The 16,924-nt window shown below is 36.7% G+C and carries 22 protein-coding genes; 16 read left to right on the top strand and 6 right to left on the bottom strand.

All coding sequences use genetic code 11. From position 1 onward, the window contains the following. Positions 1-52 precede the first annotated feature (52 nt). Positions 53-1,501: a hypothetical protein gene (locus ACY3XC_RS10905; protein ID WP_179161054.1), complete on the top strand. Its 1,449-nt coding sequence runs from the start codon at positions 53-55 to the stop codon at positions 1,499-1,501. A 108-nt stretch (positions 1,502-1,609) separates the two neighbouring features. After that, positions 1,610-2,296: an NAD(P)-binding domain-containing protein gene (locus tag ACY3XC_RS10900; RefSeq protein WP_256989273.1), complete on the top strand. Its 687-nt coding sequence runs from the start codon at positions 1,610-1,612 to the stop codon at positions 2,294-2,296. A gap of 56 nt (positions 2,297-2,352) precedes the next feature. Here the strand turns inward: ACY3XC_RS10900 and ACY3XC_RS10895 are convergent, their stop codons facing one another. Continuing rightward, positions 2,353-3,735, bottom strand: a complete 1,383-nt coding sequence (locus ACY3XC_RS10895; protein WP_179161053.1) for a hypothetical protein — start codon at positions 3,733-3,735, stop codon at positions 2,353-2,355. Between the two features lie 445 nt (positions 3,736-4,180). Further along, positions 4,181-4,513, bottom strand: coding sequence for a hypothetical protein (locus tag ACY3XC_RS10890; protein WP_464868570.1), 333 nt, complete (start codon positions 4,511-4,513; stop codon positions 4,181-4,183). Positions 4,514-4,774: 261 nt separating this feature from the next. Between ACY3XC_RS10890 and ACY3XC_RS10885 the strand changes: the two genes are divergently transcribed. From ACY3XC_RS10885 to ACY3XC_RS10840, 10 genes are all read left to right on the top strand, one after another. Then, a complete protein-coding gene (locus tag ACY3XC_RS10885; protein WP_464868569.1) occupies positions 4,775-5,104 on the top strand; it encodes a 2Fe-2S iron-sulfur cluster-binding protein in 330 nt (109 codons plus the stop codon). Between the two features lie 71 nt (positions 5,105-5,175). Then, positions 5,176-5,946 (top strand): creatininase family protein, encoded by a 771-nt coding sequence (locus tag ACY3XC_RS10880; protein WP_464868568.1) that lies wholly within the window; start codon positions 5,176-5,178, stop codon positions 5,944-5,946. A gap of 229 nt (positions 5,947-6,175) precedes the next feature. After that, a complete protein-coding gene (locus tag ACY3XC_RS10875; RefSeq protein WP_179161050.1) occupies positions 6,176-6,907 on the top strand; it encodes a TenA family transcriptional regulator in 732 nt (243 codons plus the stop codon). 145 nt (positions 6,908-7,052) lie between these two features. Next, positions 7,053-8,516: an aldehyde dehydrogenase family protein gene (locus ACY3XC_RS10870; RefSeq protein ID WP_464868567.1), complete on the top strand. Its 1,464-nt coding sequence runs from the start codon at positions 7,053-7,055 to the stop codon at positions 8,514-8,516. Positions 8,517-8,543: 27 nt separating this feature from the next. Next, the gene (locus ACY3XC_RS10865; RefSeq protein ID WP_464868566.1) at positions 8,544-9,023 is read left to right on the top strand and encodes a GlcG/HbpS family heme-binding protein; all 480 of its coding nucleotides are present in this window, start codon (positions 8,544-8,546) and stop codon (positions 9,021-9,023) included. Between the two features lie 90 nt (positions 9,024-9,113). After that, positions 9,114-9,722 (top strand): chromate transporter, encoded by a 609-nt coding sequence (locus ACY3XC_RS10860; RefSeq protein WP_464868565.1) that lies wholly within the window; start codon positions 9,114-9,116, stop codon positions 9,720-9,722. Further along, positions 9,719-10,249 carry a chromate transporter gene (locus ACY3XC_RS10855; protein ID WP_179161046.1) on the top strand — a complete coding sequence of 177 codons (531 nt, stop codon included), beginning with the start codon at positions 9,719-9,721 and terminating at the stop codon, positions 10,247-10,249. Before ACY3XC_RS10860 ends, ACY3XC_RS10855 begins: the two co-directional genes overlap by 4 nt. Before the next feature lie 38 nt (positions 10,250-10,287). Next, positions 10,288-10,977: a GntR family transcriptional regulator gene (locus ACY3XC_RS10850; RefSeq protein WP_464868564.1), complete on the top strand. Its 690-nt coding sequence runs from the start codon at positions 10,288-10,290 to the stop codon at positions 10,975-10,977. A gap of 166 nt (positions 10,978-11,143) precedes the next feature. Continuing rightward, entirely contained in the window at positions 11,144-11,494 is a 351-nt protein-coding gene (locus tag ACY3XC_RS10845) for a 2Fe-2S iron-sulfur cluster-binding protein (protein ID WP_179161044.1), read from the top strand. Positions 11,495-11,879: 385 nt separating this feature from the next. After that, entirely contained in the window at positions 11,880-12,167 is a 288-nt protein-coding gene (locus tag ACY3XC_RS10840) for a putative quinol monooxygenase (protein WP_464868563.1), read from the top strand. Between the two features lie 64 nt (positions 12,168-12,231). On the opposite strand, the gene ACY3XC_RS10835 is transcribed toward ACY3XC_RS10840, so the two are convergent. Next, entirely contained in the window at positions 12,232-12,942 is a 711-nt protein-coding gene (locus tag ACY3XC_RS10835) for a sulfite exporter TauE/SafE family protein (RefSeq protein WP_464868859.1), read from the bottom strand. Positions 12,943-13,189: 247 nt separating this feature from the next. Between ACY3XC_RS10835 and ACY3XC_RS10830 the strand changes: the two genes are divergently transcribed. From ACY3XC_RS10830 to ACY3XC_RS10820, 3 genes are all read left to right on the top strand, one after another. Then, on the top strand, positions 13,190-13,738 hold the full coding sequence (locus ACY3XC_RS10830; RefSeq protein ID WP_464868562.1) for a GNAT family N-acetyltransferase: 549 nt from the start codon (positions 13,190-13,192) through the stop codon (positions 13,736-13,738). Between the two features lie 24 nt (positions 13,739-13,762). After that, entirely contained in the window at positions 13,763-14,068 is a 306-nt protein-coding gene (locus ACY3XC_RS10825; RefSeq protein WP_464868561.1) for a TIGR04104 family putative zinc finger protein, read from the top strand. A gap of 108 nt (positions 14,069-14,176) precedes the next feature. After that, complete coding sequence (locus ACY3XC_RS10820; protein WP_464868560.1) at positions 14,177-14,389, top strand: hypothetical protein; 213 nt, start codon at positions 14,177-14,179, stop codon at positions 14,387-14,389. A gap of 69 nt (positions 14,390-14,458) precedes the next feature. On the opposite strand, the gene acpP is transcribed toward ACY3XC_RS10820, so the two are convergent. Next, on the bottom strand, positions 14,459-14,689 hold the full coding sequence (gene acpP, locus ACY3XC_RS10815; RefSeq protein ID WP_464868559.1) for an acyl carrier protein: 231 nt from the start codon (positions 14,687-14,689) through the stop codon (positions 14,459-14,461). 205 nt (positions 14,690-14,894) lie between these two features. Here acpP and ACY3XC_RS10810 point away from each other — a divergent pair, with 205 nt between their 5' ends. Continuing rightward, positions 14,895-15,194, top strand: coding sequence for a hypothetical protein (locus ACY3XC_RS10810; protein WP_464868558.1), 300 nt, complete (start codon positions 14,895-14,897; stop codon positions 15,192-15,194). 122 nt (positions 15,195-15,316) lie between these two features. On the opposite strand, the gene ACY3XC_RS10805 is transcribed toward ACY3XC_RS10810, so the two are convergent. Both ACY3XC_RS10805 and ACY3XC_RS10800 read right to left on the bottom strand, forming a co-directional pair. Then, entirely contained in the window at positions 15,317-15,562 is a 246-nt protein-coding gene (locus ACY3XC_RS10805) for a DUF3006 family protein (protein WP_464868858.1), read from the bottom strand. Between the two features lie 25 nt (positions 15,563-15,587). After that, positions 15,588-16,805 (bottom strand): MBL fold metallo-hydrolase, encoded by a 1,218-nt coding sequence (locus ACY3XC_RS10800; protein ID WP_464868557.1) that lies wholly within the window; start codon positions 16,803-16,805, stop codon positions 15,588-15,590. Positions 16,806-16,924: the final 119 nt, after the last annotated feature.

Genomic DNA, 16,924 nt, shown 5'->3' with positions numbered 1-16,924 from the left:
TTCCATTAACGGAACCTGAATCAAAAAAATGCGGAGAGTCGGAGGGGAATATATGGAATTAACATTAGCTCATTGGATTTACGCTCTTGTAACTGTTTCTGTCATTACTACGATGCTATTTAGAAAAGGTGTTGTATTACCAGTCATTATAGGTACATTTTTAGTAGCGGTAGTATATAAAGGGAACTTGATTTCAGGATTTCAAGCAGTCTTTAATGCAAACCTCGTTGCTGCTAAGGAGTTATTCAGCATTTTCTTAATTATTTCCCTGATGATTGCACTACTTAATTCTTTAAGAGATTTAGGTGCTGACAAAAAACTAATTATTCCTATTCAAAAAATAATGGTTAACGGCCATGTCTCTTATTTTGTATTAATGGTTGTGACCTATGTTATTTCATTATTTTTCTGGCCAACACCAGCGGTCCCTCTCATTTGTGCGTTATTAGTACCGGCTGCAGTCCGTGCTGGATTGCCAGTCATGACAGCTGCTATGGTAGTTGTTATTGCTGGTCAAGGGATGGCACTCTCATCTGACTATATCATGCAAGTTGCTCCTATGCTTAGTGCAAAGGCTGCAGGAATAGATAAAACTTTAGTTACAGATAGAGGATTAATTCTTTCTCTGATAACTGGTATTAGTGCATTGGGTGTGGTTTATTTTGCACATCGAAAATCAATCGTAAAAAGTTCCACTTTAGATCCGGATATGAATTTTTCAACTGATAATGCATTTTTTAATGTTGCGGATGAACTTGCTGCTACGACTGAAGAAAGTGTTGAGATGGTAAATAGGAAAAATAAATGGAGTAAGAGATTTGCCATCTTAGTGCCATTATCCATGTTGGCTGTCATGATTTATATGTTCCAATCCAAATTCTCTGGTGGTGCTGGTTTTGAAGGAACCGATGGAGCAGCTTTTGTTGGTGGTGTGGCTGCCGTTCTACTAATCCTAGCAACCATTGCTTTTAATCGCATTCATGCGCTTGATAAAATTAGTGACCATATTACAGAAGGCTTTGTATTTGCATTCAGAGCGATGGCTCCAGTTATTCCAATTGCAGGTTTCTTCTTCATGGGTAGTGGAGATTTTACACCAAGTATTCTTTCGCTTGACGCAGAAGCTGCGAAGCCAGCATTTCTATTTGATATGATTCAGGCTGGACAGACTTTCATTCCTCAAAACTCCTTTATTGCTGGATTTGGTATTTTGATTGTTGGATTAGTAACTGGCTTAGACGGCTCAGGATTCTCAGGGCTTCCATTGACAGGTGCTCTGTCTGGAGCTTTAGCGAACGGAAGTAGTATTGATCCTTCGACTATGGCAGCAATAGGTCAAATGGGCGCAATTTGGGGTGGAGGAACGATTGTTGCTTGGTCTTCACTTGTTGCTGTGGCAGGCTTCTTGCAAATATCACCAATTGAGCTCGCCAGAAAGAACTTCATCCCTGTCATGACTGGGCTTTTCATTGCAACATTAATAGCTGTATTAATTTGGTAAAAAAGATCAAACGTAGTTGAAAAATGGGGGCTATCGGCGAAGTCGTTTTCGGACCAAGCTAATAGTCCTGTTTTTTATTTTTTGCAATGATTAGGAGAGGTGAAGATCTTGAAGAAAGTAAAAGTGTGTTTAGTGGGTATTGGTAAATTGGGGAAAGCCCTGATGGAACACTGGAATAAAACGAACATATCAATAGGAGTTTATCATCCTTCATTAACGAAAACGGAAGATTTTGTTCAGCACTATCAAAATAGCTATCTATTAACCCCAAGTAAATTTAACGAAATCGATATATTTATATTAGCACTACCAGCAAAAGAGATCATCCCATTCATTTCAAATGAAATAATAAAAATGCAACCAGTTTCTTCTATTAATATTGTTAATATGGCTACGGCGATACATACAAATGAGATTAAAAATAATTTCCCATCCTTAAATGTTTTTGGTGTCAAATATATGGGGCAATGGAGAGATTTACTGGAGAATGGCAATGGTTTATTTATTACTGAGACAGCATTACCGAAACAAATAGAGGAATTATTTCTACCATTAGGTCAAGTGAAAATAGACCGAGAGGACCATTTGATTAAAGTAAATAAGTTGGCAACGTACCATGCCTTGAAAACAGCTGTCGCGATTGAGAATGAAATGTCAAAAAATCAATATTCAACTGAATATACTAAAAGGGCTTTAACATCCATTGCGCCTGAAGTAATCCGTGCCTATAGTAACGGAACTCTTGGTCACTTTGCAAAAGAAATTCTAAAAGAAATTAAGTCAGAAAAAGAATAAATGAAAAAACCAGGTGCTATATTGACAGCTCCTGGTTTTTCATTTTTTTTCCCTAGTCAGCCTGTAAATACTTGCAAGAGAACCAAGTAAAGCATAACGACGATGATATAAAATGAGGTAAAGGCAATATTCCAATTTGATACTTTATAAGAAGTATCTTTTACTAGATTCGACATTAGGCCTAATGTGGCATTATAAGGACCTACTAAGAAGGACGCGACTGCACCAGCCAACATGGCCACTGTTAGAATGTGTGGATTAAGACCAAGGGCAGATATGTCCAAGCCTCCTGTCATCAGTGCCAATGAAACAGCTGGATGAAGTCCCAAAAAGGCAAAAGCTAAAGGTACCAAAGGAAGTAGAATCATAAAGATTTCCACACCAGCCACGTTAATAAAAGTCAAAATCCAATCATTCAACCATTCATTGGTATGGGAGACCGTGATGGTCGAGATAAAAAAACCAGCCGATAGAAAAATGAAAAATTGATCCTTCATACTGATTGAGAAGGAATGGAAATGCTTCATTAATTGACTTCCAAATTCTGCTCCTTTTTTTAGGAAAAGAGACCAAACCAATGCAAATGGAATGACAAGGAAAGAGACAAGAATTAAAAAGGAATAATGAAACAGCGATTCAGCTATAGATATGGCAATAACAAAAATAAGAATAGCCAAGAAAATTTGCAGTATCCTGCCTGGAGAATTGATTTGACCCTGTTCAATAGTTGCGGCTGTTTCGTGAGCAGATACGTCTTGAACAGAAGTATGCATTTTTTTAGATCTGCGTGCTCCTATAAACCAATCCATTCCCAAGCCTAAAATGCTAAGTGGAATCACATAGGGTAAAATGGATATCCAGCGTACGTCGGTTACAGAAATAACAATACCTACGATAGGGGTAACTGGTGCCCACAATAGGGGCATGGCAAAACCTCTAGTAATAGCTCTACTCATGAACCGTTCTTTATTCTCAACTGAGAACATGTTCAATGATGGACGTATCGAATAATAGGTCATCGGCAGAGTAGCGAGATTCATAAAAATACTAAAAAAATAGGAAATACCAGAGGTAATAATATACAACTGACCAGAATTGTTTACCTTTTTTTGAATAATGGTTTGAATGCCGCCGCTATATCCACCTAATTTAATGGGGATTCCTAATATCGGGACTAAGGTAAATAAAGTAATCAAGTCAAGCATAGGTCCAAAAGATAATATGTATTGATGCCATTGTGCTCCGCTAGTCCATAGCAGAGTGAGACCCAAGAGTAGAAATGCGCCCCCTAAGATTTGAACGGATCGTTTAGCAAGAAAAAAGGTGAAACAGACAATAATTAAACAAAGAATGGATAGCAGGACACTAAAGTCTAGTTGAGGCAGCAAAGTAGACAGTAAAAACATAAAAATAACGAATAAAAATAAGAATCTTAACATAGCAACACCCTGCTTTTTAGTATTTGGTTCATATCCTAAACCAGTAATCTATATTCGTATGGTATACCAAACCGATGATTTGTTCACCATTTATACACATTATACATTATTTATTTGGTATTTGGTATACAATTTAGTTGTAATTTCTTCAATACCATAATACAATAAAGGTAAGCAAAACAGGAACATAAATAGGGGGAATAGGGATGTTTAATTTTCTTTTTGGATCAAAAAAGGCTATGGAAAAGGCTGAAAAGAAGTTAGCTCGTTTAAGAAAAACATTAAATTTTTAAAATCCTTCCAGAAATAACAGAAAAATCCGTCACATAGGGGACTTGTCAAAGTCCCTCTAGTGGCGGTTTTTTGTCGTTCTGTATTACAAAAAAACCGGAGATGAGGTGGGTCAGCTCCGGTTAAAATAATAATAGAAGTTTTTTTTATTTTATTAAGCTACTTCAGTTGCTTTCACTAGCTTAGAATGAATGGAATCTTCACTATTCCCTGATGCTTTGACAATTTCATTCAATTCTTCGCGTGCATCTTCAATCGTTTCAAATCTTTCGAAAAATTTCACAGCAATTTGGTTTACATATTCTTTACCTTCAAATTCTTCAAATAATTGGATCTTAATATTTTCATCGATTACTTTCGCAATCGTATATTTTGCTTTTAATTTATCAAAAAAATAAAAGTTATAGGTCTCTACAACCTCTAGCCCGGCATTATCAAGAATGGTTTGAAAAGTATCTTTATTTGTTAGTACAATATAGTTCCCCATTATAAACACTCCTATAAATTATTTTTATACTTCTTGATCCAACTAGCTTCCTAAAATATATGTAGGTAACGACCACCTCTCATTTTGACATTTTGTATACCAAATACCTTACCAGTAGTTTATCTTAAGTTATCAAAATGTTCAATGGTATATTCTAATTTTTTAAAAAATTATAAAAACTTCTTTTCATCTTATGTAGAAAGGATGTATAATTCTTAAAAAGCATCAAATTCTTTGTTCTAGAATGAAAGGGGATATTTTATGCCAAAAGTAATTCTTCATGTGGATGGAACTATAGTCGAACAGCAAGTAAAGGATAACGCAAATCTAGTAGTTTTAGCAGGTATCCGACAATTTCCTCAATTAAAGTATGGCTGTGGAATGGGTAGATGCACCAAGTGCACATGCCGCGTGATCAGTGGTGGAGAATCCATTGCACCACCGAATTGGAAAGAAATAAAAATGTTAGGTGACAAGGTGGAGGAAGGATATCGCTTAACCTGCCAATTAACAATCGAACAGGATATAGAAATTTCTCAAGAAAACATCTCCATTCAACCGCCAAAGAAGCAATCTGCTACCCTAAGATAGTAGATTATTTTTTAAAACAACGTTGGTATACAAAATGCCGAGATGAATAAGGATAGAGTGAGGGGATATTATTGGATTGTTATAATCTAACAAATATGACGTGGCAGGAAGTAAAAGAATCATTAAATACCGTTACGTTTGCAATTATTCCAATTGGAGCGCATGAACAGCATGGACCACATATGGCAGAAAGCTGTGACGCTGTATTGGCTGAAAAGATGGCAGAAAAACTTGGCCAGAAAATGTTTCCGTATGCATGGGTCACTCCTACCGTTAATATGGGAGTCTCACCACACCATATGAACTTTCCTGGAACAATTTCACTTCAGCCTGATACACTGATTTCTATCATTAGGGATATGATTTCATCCCTAAGTCACCATGGAATTAAAAAATTCTTATTGTTAAATTCACATGGTGGCAACCAAACAACCTTGAATGTTGCATCAATGACCTTGACAAAAGAATTGAATGTTGAAATTTACTATGCGAAAACCACAGCCTCGGCTAAAAACACTATCGGTAATTTCATCACATCACCTTTGTTTGGACACAGCTGCGAAAGGGAAGTATCCGAAGCTTTGTATTTAGCTCCAGAGCTTGTACGTCTTAATCAACTTGAGAAAGGCGATATACAAGAACAAGGCAGGTGGAAGCAGCTTCGTCCAGGAAAGGCGATTCAAGGTTTTTATTATTATGAAGAAATGACCCAAAATGGCTGTATTGGAGATGCCACACAAGCAAGCTTCGAATTGGGGCAACAGATTGTAGAAGAAGCATTGGAAAATCTCTCTAAAGATCTCTACAGTCTATTAAATTTAAATAAGGATGTTTATATTTAAAACTAGGCTTTTAAATAATTATTTAATTGATATTTTAAAAAATTCTAAAAATTGTATTTACAAATAAAAAATAATAGGGTAATATTTTCATTAAGGTATACCAAATACAATAATTCGAAATTGATAGAGATTAAGCACTTACATACTCTAATTTTTTTCAAGTATTATGGTATACAAAATATCAAATACAAAAACGGCAAAAAATGCCCAGGAAACAGGAGGAGTTAAAATGACAGAATTATTATCAAAAGACGAATTCCGTAAAGAACTAGAAGAAGCAATTAAAGGTAATCATAGCCAGAAGGCTCCATTTACAGTCGCTTGGGCTGAAGGAAAACTAGAAAGAAAGCACTTTGCACGATGGGCTGAAAATCATTACCACTATGTAGGACCTTTTGCAGATTACCTTGCGTATATCTATCACAATACTCCATCTGATCCAAAATTTGCAGCTGCAAAGGACTTCACATTACAAAACATGTATGAAGAAGAGATTGCGGCAGATCGTCATACAGATTTATTGATTCGTTTTGCAGAGGCGTGCGGTACAACTGCTGAACGAGTAATTAACCCTGATAATATGGCACCGACAACTTTAGGTCTTCAAAGCTGGTGCTTCGCAGTAGCGTCACGTGAACACTTTGTTGTTGCTACAGCTGCCCTTGTTGTTGGTTTAGAATCTCAAGTACCAGATATCTATAGAAAGCAAACACCGGCATTACGCGCTCAATATGGATTTACAGATGAGGAAATTGAATTCTTTGACTTACACATTGTTTCAGATGAAATTCATGGTGAACGTGGATACAAGATTGTTCTTGACCACGCAGATACACCAGAATTACAGCAGCGTTGTCTTGAAATTGTTAGAGTGGGTGCTAAAATGCGCCGTATGTACATGGATGGTTTATGGAGAGAGTATCTTGAGCAGGACTTAGGGTCTTTAGTTCAAACCAACTAAAATACTTAGTTTCATACAAATAGATCGGATTCATTAAGGATTATACTCCTAATAGAATCTATCTTTCCTGGCCGTCATATTAATCTTGAAAAATCGAGGTTCTAAATGACGGCCATTTTCTATTAAAAAAGAAAAAGGTGATACTTTGTTAACAACAAAAGTGAAAACGTTCAATAACTATATTAATGGTGAATGGCAGGAATCTGTCAGCCAAAAACAGTTTGTAAGTCTGAATCCAGCAAATACAGAAGAAATTGTCGGCGCCTTCCAAGCTTCCAATGAACAAGATGTTCTAGCAGCGATAGAAGCAGCCCAAGCTGCTTTTCCAAATTGGGCAAAGACATCACCATCAAAACGTGCAGCTATTTTAAATAAAGCAGCAAGTATTTTGGAGGAAAATGCTGATCAATACGCAGAAGAGTTGACAAGAGAAGAAGGAAAGCATGTTACCGATGCTAAGAATGAAGTCATTCGGTCTGCACAAACTCTCCGCTTTTATGCTGTTGAAGGACAAACGATAACAGGTGAAACGTATCCAAATGATGATCCGGAGATGAAAGTTTCGTCTGAAAGAGAGCCACTTGGGGTGATCAGTGTCATTACGCCATGGAATTTTCCGCTTTCTATTCCTGCAAGAAAGATTGCACCAGCACTAATCACAGGTAATACGGTGGTTTTTAAACCATCTTCAGATACACCACTAATTGCTTTACGTCTTGTTGAAGCACTGCATCAGGCTGGTATACCAAAAGGTGTCATGAACTTTGTAACAGGCAAGGCTTCAGAAGTAGGCGATGCTTTAGTTACCCATCCTGCCATTAAGGCGATTACTTTTACGGGTTCGACAGCTGCTGGGGAAGATATCCACAAAAAATCTTCTTTTACTACTCGGACACAAATGGAGCTCGGCGGAAAAAATCCATTAATCGTCATGGATGATGCAGATATTGAATTAGCCGCTACGTTAACAATTAACGGTGGATTCTCCTTAACTGGGCAGGCGTGCACTGGAACAAGCAGAGTAATCGTTTTGAAAAATGTAAAAGAGCAATTTGTTCAAAAACTAATTGAAAAAACGAGCGCCTTAAAAATTGGAAATGGCTTTGAGGAGGGCGTGAAAATTGGACCTCTGGCAAATGAAAAGCAATTGAAAAATGTCCTTAAGTATATTGAATATGGGAAAGAAGATGGAGCGTCATTGGTGTTTGGCGGTGACCATCTAACAGAAGGTAATTATCAGCAGGGTTATTATGTTCAGCCTGCTATCTTTAGTAATGTAAAACCTAATCATCGAATTGCAAAAGAAGAGATCTTCGGTCCTGTAGTGGCGGTCATTGAAGTAGATACATATGAAGAAGCCATCCAGGTTGCAAATGATGTAGAGTATGGTTTGTCAGCTGCGATTGTTACAGACAGTCTGAAAATCGCTAACAAATTCACTAAAGACATTCAAGCCGGAACCGTAAAGGTCAATCGAACCACCACTGGTAATTTAATGAATGCACCATTTGGCGGGTTGAAAAAATCAAGTACCTCAACATTCCGTGAATCCGGAAGAGTTGGGTTGGAATTTTTTACGCAATTAAAGACCGTATATATCGGATATTAAATTAGAAAGTTTGAGGAGAATAAATAAATGAAAACAATTTTAAAATTAGAACTAGAAGAAGTGAAATTAATGATTGAAGCTGCAAAGAAGAAATCAGAGGACATCAATGTGCTGGAAACCATCGCCATTGTGGATGATGGAGGGAATTTAATTGCTCTTGAAAGAATGAATGGAGCGAGAATAACTGGCCCTGAAATTGCGATTGCGAAAGCATACACGGCTTCAGGTCATAAACGTTCTACTCATTTATTTAATAAGGAGCCAAATGGTCCTGCATTACCAGGTAACGAAGCATTTGGGATTCAACAGATGCTGCCAGGAAAGTTCGCCATTTTTGTAGGCGGATTCCCAATTGTAATAAATGGTGAAGTGGTCGGAGGAGTAGGCGTAAGTGGAGGAAACGGTGAACAGGATATAGCCGTTGGAACCGCAGCACTCGAAGCATTGCAAAAGCATGTAGAAATTCAAGGTCTTTCAGTATTAACACAAGCAGATATTAAAATATAATAAAATGAGGACCTCAACCATTGTCCAACTTGGAACAATATGAGGTCCTTAAATAGTCTTAACACTTCAAAGGCTAGCTACAAAGGAAGGATGGAGAATCAATTGAATAAATTTTTGGAATTAGCCATTGGATTTGCGCGCACCGGAGTTACTGGCTATGGAGGAGGACCTTCTACCATCCCGTTAATCGAATTTGAGGCAGTGAAAAAATATAAATGGATGTCAGAGGAAGAATTTGGCGAGGTTTTAGCACTGGCAAACACACTTCCTGGCCCCATTGCTACAAAAATGGCCGCCTATATCGGTTATAAAGTGAAAGGGAACTTAGGGGCTGTAGTAGCCATTCTGACCCATGTTCTTCCTTCCGTCATTGCCATGCTTGGTTTGTTAGGTGTCCTTTATTCATTTAGTAGTTCACCTATAGTAGGTGGTATGGTTCAAGGGGTTACGCCTGTTATTGGGTATATGCTAGCTGAAATGGCTTATCGTTTTTTCCAAAATGGCAAAAAGGGTTTAGGTTTATCGAAGATGTTATTATTCTCAGCCATTTCTTTCATCCTAATCGAACTGGTCGGACTTCACCCAGGAATCCTAATCGCCACTTTTTTAATTTCTGCCTTTTTCATTGCTAGCCGGAAAGAAAAGGCCGCAAACAATCCTCCAAAAGAGGTGGTTGAACTAAAGGAGAAAAGCTCATGATATATTTGGAAATATTTTGGTCGTTTCTTATTGCGAATCTTTTGGGATATGGAGGAGGACCGGCTACCATCCCATTAATACAAATCGAAGTTGTCAATGAACAAGATTGGATGACTCTATCCGAGTTCGGCGACCTGTTAGCCATCGCCAATGCCTTACCTGGTCCAATCGCGACGAAGATGGCAGGTTTTATCGGATATGAAGTAGGTGGTATTCTAGGTTCGATTGTTGCACTTGCAGCTACGATTCTTCCATCAGCCATTGCCGTTATTTTGTTGTTTAAGTTTGTGAATTTATTTAAGGACTCCCCAAAAGTAAAGCTCATGACAAAGTCTGTACAGCCAATTATCGCAATCTTACTTGCAGTTATGGCTTATCAATTCTTTTTAACAGCTTTTGAAAATAGTGGGGTATTTCACCTTGTACTTCTAGCGGTACTCAGCTTTTTTACCTTGAGCAAACTAAAGGTCCATCCATCTTTTGTCATTATTGGAGCACTCCTTTATGGAGGAATCTTTTTATCTTAATCTAGGAATCGTATTTAATTAAGCTGGGAGGTGAAAGGATGGAAGTAAAATGGGAGGAAAAGAATCTATTATCGATTAGAGAACATGCCTATCTATATTTAAAAAAGATGATCCTCGATGGTGAGTTTAAAGCTGGCGACCGTCTAATTGAGAGAGAGCTTGCAGCTAAATTGAAAATAAGCAGGACGCCCATTAGGGAGGCTTTGTTCCGGCTGGAATCACAAGGCTTTGTGAAAACCGTTCCGAGGAAGGGGGTCGTACTTTCCAATATTTCGGTAAATGAGGTTATTGAGGTTTTTACGATTCTTGCTTCATTAGAAGTTCTTGCCGTTAAATTAGCTTCACAAAGAATGGATCAAGAAACAAAAAATGAATTGGATCAAAAAATAAAAGAATTGATGGAAATTCAAGAGAATGAAGAAGAAAACTTTAATTTTGAACATATTAAAATGAACCATTTAATAAACAAAGCATCGAAGAGTCCAAAATTACTAGAAATTCTTTCCGGTTTAATAGACTATATCCATATGGCAGCGAATATGGGCTATGAGACACCTGGCAGAAGGAAAGTTTCTTTAAAGGAACATATAGATATTATGAAGGCATTACGTAATCAGGAAACGGAAATGGCTGAATATTTAATGAGGATTCATATTGAAAACTCTAAAAAAGCATACATCACCTATATGGAAAGTCTACAAGAGAAGCTTCTTAGAAGTAATAGTTGAGGCAGGCAGCTAAATTTCAAGCAGCCTGTTTTATTTTTATCCTATTTTAGAAGGATCTTAAAATAAAAGAAAAATAATTAGAAAATTTTAAATTTACACATTGTCTGAAAATTAAATTTATGGTATATTGTATACCAAGAGGAACATTTCGAGGAGGAATTCATAGATGCCAACCATTCGATTTATTAATAGTAATAAACAGTTAGAGGTTCCAGAGGATTCGAATATTTTAAGAATGTCACTTCGCTATGATGGAGAGCTTCCAAATCGATGTGGAGGAGGAATTTGCGGCACTTGCGTTTTTAAGGCGGAAGAAGGGGCGGAATTCCTTGACAATGTTAAAATTCAGGAAAGAAGGAAACTTGGAGAGGAATGGCTAGAGAAAGGGTATCGCTTAGGCTGCCAGACCTTTGTTACAAATGGAGATATTGAAATCTCTTGGGATGAGGAAATTACCAACCAAGTAAAAATGAGAAAACCTGATAAACTAAAGCAAGAAGTAGCTGCGAATAAATAAAAATGGTATACAATCTACCAAATAAGAAAAATTAATCCTATCATTTGAGGTGAGAACGATGTGGGTTTGTCACACGCATATGAAAGAAGCATTAACATTATTAGAAATTCCCCATATACGTAAAGCTCCATTTAAAATTAAGTGTTCGCTTTGTGATAACACCGCATCAGCAAAAGTATATTATACGCATCAGACCTACAAAGCAACAAAATATCAATACATGAGCAGTATCCATAAAAAATTAGGTTAATAGAATCTAAGTAAAGCCTTGGAAATCAAAACAAATCCAATGCTTTACTTTTTTTAATTCAAAGAAGTTGTTAATTGTGAGAAGATTGTTCAAAATAGATGTGTAGGTTTTTTAAGAATGAGAGGGATTAATGAAATGATAAAAGTTGTTGCAAAAGCTAAATTGAAACCAGGTATAAACGTGGAAGACTATTTAGTTCAGGCTAGAGAATTAGTAGCTGAAACTAGAAAAGAAGAAGGATGTATCACATACGCTCTTCATCAAGATATCAATGATCCATCTGTTGTCACGATGCTAGAGGAATGGGTGGATGAAGAGGCATTGAACCGACATGGTCAAGCGGAGCATGTAAAAAGAATTGTCCCAGGGCTAAAGGAACTACGAGAAAGTTCCGAAATCAACATTTATAAAGAAGTAGAATAATCAATCTGTGTATACCCCCAAAAAAGTAACCATTCAAGACTGAATGGTTACTTTTTTAAAGCTATTAAACTAATATTAGTCTCAATGCTCCGATGAGGGCAAATCCAAGTATAAGAGTTTGAAAGGCTTTTTGCGGGATGAGAGGGACCACTTTAATTCCAATAACAGCCCCTATTATAATAGTAGGAATCAACCAAGCATTAAATGTGATGGAATCAACTGTAATTAAACCTAAACTGATATAAAACGGTATTTTAATCAAATTTACGAACATGAAAAACCATGCCCCTGTACCAACAAACTCTTTCTTCGGCAAACCCTTCATTAACAAATAAATGGCCATTACGCCGCCTGCAGCATTTCCAATCATGGTTGTAAATCCAGCTAGGATTCCCATAGAAAGGGTAAACCATATGGACTTAGGAAGGGACTTGGTAAACTTTTCTCCTAATCTCTCACGACTGATATGCAGGATTATCAGTGCTAATACAATGACGCCAATCAGTGGTTTTAATTGATCGCTATTTATTTGATTAAGGACAAAATATCCGATAATGATTCCGATTAATACCCATGGAACCAGTGATATAAGGTATTTCCACACAACACTTCTACGATAAAAAATAACGGCGAAGAGATCACCTACTACCAACATGGGCAATAGGATTCCGATAGACTCTTTTGCTGGAAATACATACATTAAAATTGTTGCAACCAATATACCCATACTGGATACTCCGGTTTTTGTAAAACCAATAAAAACAGTACTTAAAATAACGATAACCCATTCGATGTAGGATAATTCAAAAATGATGTCTCACCTCAATTGATTAAAATTCATTTATTATTTTAAAGCAGAAAAAGATTTTTTTCTATGATTAGTTTTTGGAATATTTGCATTGTAAAATAGGTATGCAGATAAATTTTATTATTAAGTAAAGGAAGAAGACCCTACGGAACAATCCAATTCAAATAAATGGTAAAATGATAAAAGAAGAGTAATTTGAGAGGAGGGGAAATCAATGGCAAAGGAATTTCCAATCATAGAAACCAATCGATTATTATTAAGAAAAGCAATAAAATTAGATGCCAATTATATGTTTATGTATCTATCTAATAAAGATGTTGTGAAACATATGGGGTTAGAACCTTTCCAAACAATAAATGACGTATATGATGAAATTGAGTGGTATCAATCTATTTATGATGAAGGTTCAGGGATTAGATGGGGAATTACACTAAAAGATTCTGATAAGGTGATAGGCAGCTGTGGTTTTCTTAATATGAAGTCCAAACATCATCGTGGTGAAGTTGGTTTTGAATTGAGCAAAGATTACTGGGGAAAAGGGATTGCGAGTGAAGCCTTGGAAGCCGTTGTGAGGTATGGTTATTTGCATTATCAATTAGAAAGAATTGAGGCATTAATTGAACCTAATAATGTGCCTTCACAAAAACTCGTAGAAAGACAAGGATTTATTAGAGAAGGTTTGCTCAGACATTACGAATTTACATGTGGTAAATTCGATGATTTATACATATACTCGCTTCTTAAAGGTGAGGTATTGAAGTAGTTAAAAAATATTCTCAAAGGGGGGATGTTTTCCATGCCAATCTGTCAACACTGTGGTTATAACTGGAGTTGGAAAGAGACTTTTAATAAAATGTTTACCTTTAAATCCAAGTTAAAATGTCCGTCCTGTGCTTCATTCCAATACATTTCAAGGAAATCAAGAAACCAACTAAGTCTCTTTGTAATTATACCATTATTGATTTTACCTTTGGTATCATTTGGTGTACCTATAGGCTATATTTTAGCATTTGAGTTAGTTGCTAATGCTTTGGTGCTTATTTGGATGCCCTATATATATAAGCTAAGTAACAAGGAGGAACCGATGTGGTAGTCTAACTTAAAAGCAAGGAAAATTAGATAGTTTTGAAGGCAGTATAATATCTAGAGTGTATGGTAACAGATATAATTGAACATATCCCAGAAAAGGATTAGGCAGAAAATGATGAATGTTCTTATACAAATAAGCTATATTTCAAGGGATAATAATGTAATGCGGAGAGGTTCCTTCCAATTGAACGGAAGAACAAAGGAAAAAGTTGCTTTTGATTGGTGGAAGAAAATACAAAGGGAAATGCCTTTTGGAGCAGATCTGGAACAAGTGATTGTAGATGGCGAAGATATTACTGACTTGGTGAAGGAATTAGAAAAATAAATTAGATTAGCCCCTCTCTGAAAGAGAAGGGCTTCTATTAATATGGTTGGTGGACTTACAGTGATTAATTTAACGATGCTTTTCAATATAGGTTACCACATCACCGACTGTTTGAAGTGTAGCCGCGACTTTGTCACTAATTTCAATCGCAAATTCATCTTCAATCTCCATCGTCAGGTCAACCATATCAAGTGAATCAGCATCGAAGTCATCTTTAAATGAGCTTTGAGGTGTGATATTCTCCATTTTAACACCCAGTTGGTCTGCGATAATAGGCTTTAACTTTTCAAATATTGTCATTTTGTTATCCTCCTAAGTTGTTCATATCAACATTATAACAACATTTCCGAAGGTAAAACATTAATATAATATTACATCGTTTTTGAAGGAATGTTTCGATGTTCATTTTGTTATTAAATCGTAAATGAATCGCGTAAAACGATTGCATTCTACCATAATAATGAGAGAATAAAGAGTATTAACAGGTTGTTGAAAGGAGTTCAGCATGAGGAGAATTGATGAATACTTCGAAACAGCAATGGAGGCCTGGAGTATGATGCAAAAGACTTCTGGTGATGAAGGGGCAGAATGGGCTGAAAGATTTGAACGCTACTTTTATGAATTTATTGATGAATTGAAGAAATGGTGGACAACTTTTGAACCGAAGCCAAGTAATATAAATGAGGCGGAGGAGTTACCTGAAATAAAAAAGTGGATGGAGCAAATCCCTGCTCCTGTACAGCTGAATTTTCTTACAGAATTAGAGGACATTTTGGATGGAATAGAGACAGAACGTTTTGATTAAGTTTATTATGATGTAAGCTTACACTTGGAGTGAGCCTTTTTATCCGAAATGGTAAAATGATAGAGTGTTGACTCAGTCAACACTCTTTTTTTCCAATACAAATCACTGTGTCAGTAAGTTTGTCATTCGTTCTTTTTGAATTTGCTGCCTTTACTCTTGGAACGAAGCTTTGTCATCATGTCATCCACTTTTTCCTGTTCGGAAAGGGTGGCTTGCTCATCTAATACCATGGATGTGATTTTTTCATTTTCGATGGTAATCTCGAAAAAGGAATTTTCCTTACTGCCTTGTGGCAGGTCTTCTGTTGGAATGATGAATTCTTTTTTCATTTCTTCAACTAAAATAACTGCATATTGATTATCTTCGATTCTGTCAAGGTATCCTTTGATCGTCCTAACCTCCTACACAAGCAAGTCCCTGCGATTTAATATCGGCAATTCTAGCCGGGCCAATTCCTTTCATTCTTCCTAAATCATCAACTGAGGTGAAAGGTCTTAATTTGATTAGATCCTGTGCACGAGCAGCACCAATGTGAATGATTTCTTGTAATTGTTCCAAGCTAGCAGAATTTACGTCAATACATTGACCAACAATAGGTGCAGGCTCAACCTTGGCCTCATCTTTTGGTGTTTTTCCGCTGCTAAAGGGTGTAATCGTCCCATCGTTTTTCGTCAGTATTTGATAATCTTTCCCATCTGTTTCTACCAGTACGGTTCCATGAACATCGGTCCCATAAAGTTGAATCTTCGAATTTTGAACAAGATTGACCACTTCATCATGAGGATGACCATAGGTATTATTCAAGCCAGCACTGTAAATCGCAACATCTGGGTTCACTTCCCTTAAGAAAGTGGGATGTGTTGAAGTGGAGGAGCCGTGATGACCAAGCTTCAGAATGTCAGCTTTCATATCAATTCCACTTTGAAGCATATTTAATTCGTCTTCTGTGGTAGCATCTCCTGTTAATATAAACGTAACTTCACCATAGGTCAGTTTGAACGAAATCGATTCTTCGTTATCATGCTCGCTAATCGTTTTGGGATATAATACATCAATCTTTAGCGGGCCGACTTCGAACTGATCACCCATTCTTGGTTCATAGTAATCAACAGCTTTTGAATCGATTGCTTTTAAAAGTCTTTGGAAGGTTTGCGAGGGGTTTGTATTCCCTGATAACCAGACCTCACCCACGTTAAAGGTGTTAATTACTTGGTCTAACTGCCCAATATGATCGGCATCTGGATGAGTCCCAACCGCAATATCGATTTGCGAAACATGCTGCAGCTTAAGATACTGGACGACTTCATCCCCAGTCCAGTTTCCAGCGTCAATAAGAATCGAAAAATCCTCACCATCATCAGAAAATTGAAGTAAGGTTGAATCACCTTGACCGACATCAATGAAGTGGACCGTAAGTTCTGTTAAATCAGTGGGTACAGCTTCATTTTCTTCAGTACTTGGAGTTTCATCATTTTCTGTTGGTAATGACTTTTCCGTTAGGTTTTCTTTTCGTTGCGCTATGTCTTTGGTTTCGAGTGATTCTTGTCCACAACCACTAAATAGAAAAATAATGATGAAACTAAATAGAGCAAAAAGGTACCGTTTCTGCATTCAATTCCCCCTTTTCACCTAATAGCTTATCACAAATCAACCATTTTCAGACAATTCAAGTCTTAATGATTTTAATGTATTATTTTCAGACTAGTCAAAAAATAATACAACAGATTAGT

Source organism: Bacillus sp. CZDM1 (assembly GCF_055502545.1).
The sequence above is the reverse complement of the archived record's forward strand: the minus strand, read 5'-3'. Positions and strand labels throughout refer to the sequence as shown.

Excerpts from the sequence above, each read along its gene's own strand:
- ACY3XC_RS10905 (WP_179161054.1), top strand. The coding sequence starts at position 53 with ATGGAATTAACATTAGCTCATTGGATTTACGCTCTTGTAACTGTTTCT.
- ACY3XC_RS10895 (WP_179161053.1), bottom strand. The coding sequence starts at position 3,735 with ATGTTAAGATTCTTATTTTTATTCGTTATTTTTATGTTTTTACTGTCT.
- ACY3XC_RS10890 (WP_464868570.1), bottom strand. The coding sequence starts at position 4,513 with ATGGGGAACTATATTGTACTAACAAATAAAGATACTTTTCAAACCATT.
- ACY3XC_RS10885 (WP_464868569.1), top strand. The coding sequence starts at position 4,775 with ATGCCAAAAGTAATTCTTCATGTGGATGGAACTATAGTCGAACAGCAA.
- ACY3XC_RS10875 (WP_179161050.1), top strand. The coding sequence starts at position 6,176 with ATGACAGAATTATTATCAAAAGACGAATTCCGTAAAGAACTAGAAGAA.
- ACY3XC_RS10865 (WP_464868566.1), top strand. The coding sequence starts at position 8,544 with ATGAAAACAATTTTAAAATTAGAACTAGAAGAAGTGAAATTAATGATT.
- ACY3XC_RS10860 (WP_464868565.1), top strand. The coding sequence starts at position 9,114 with ATGGAGAATCAATTGAATAAATTTTTGGAATTAGCCATTGGATTTGCG.
- ACY3XC_RS10855 (WP_179161046.1), top strand. The coding sequence starts at position 9,719 with ATGATATATTTGGAAATATTTTGGTCGTTTCTTATTGCGAATCTTTTG.
- ACY3XC_RS10850 (WP_464868564.1), top strand. The coding sequence starts at position 10,288 with ATGGAAGTAAAATGGGAGGAAAAGAATCTATTATCGATTAGAGAACAT.
- ACY3XC_RS10845 (WP_179161044.1), top strand. The coding sequence starts at position 11,144 with ATGCCAACCATTCGATTTATTAATAGTAATAAACAGTTAGAGGTTCCA.
- ACY3XC_RS10840 (WP_464868563.1), top strand. The coding sequence starts at position 11,880 with ATGATAAAAGTTGTTGCAAAAGCTAAATTGAAACCAGGTATAAACGTG.
- ACY3XC_RS10830 (WP_464868562.1), top strand. The coding sequence starts at position 13,190 with ATGGCAAAGGAATTTCCAATCATAGAAACCAATCGATTATTATTAAGA.
- ACY3XC_RS10825 (WP_464868561.1), top strand. The coding sequence starts at position 13,763 with ATGTTTTCCATGCCAATCTGTCAACACTGTGGTTATAACTGGAGTTGG.
- ACY3XC_RS10820 (WP_464868560.1), top strand. The coding sequence starts at position 14,177 with ATGATGAATGTTCTTATACAAATAAGCTATATTTCAAGGGATAATAAT.
- acpP (WP_464868559.1), bottom strand. The coding sequence starts at position 14,689 with ATGACAATATTTGAAAAGTTAAAGCCTATTATCGCAGACCAACTGGGT.
- ACY3XC_RS10810 (WP_464868558.1), top strand. The coding sequence starts at position 14,895 with ATGAGGAGAATTGATGAATACTTCGAAACAGCAATGGAGGCCTGGAGT.
- ACY3XC_RS10800 (WP_464868557.1), bottom strand. The coding sequence starts at position 16,805 with ATGCAGAAACGGTACCTTTTTGCTCTATTTAGTTTCATCATTATTTTT.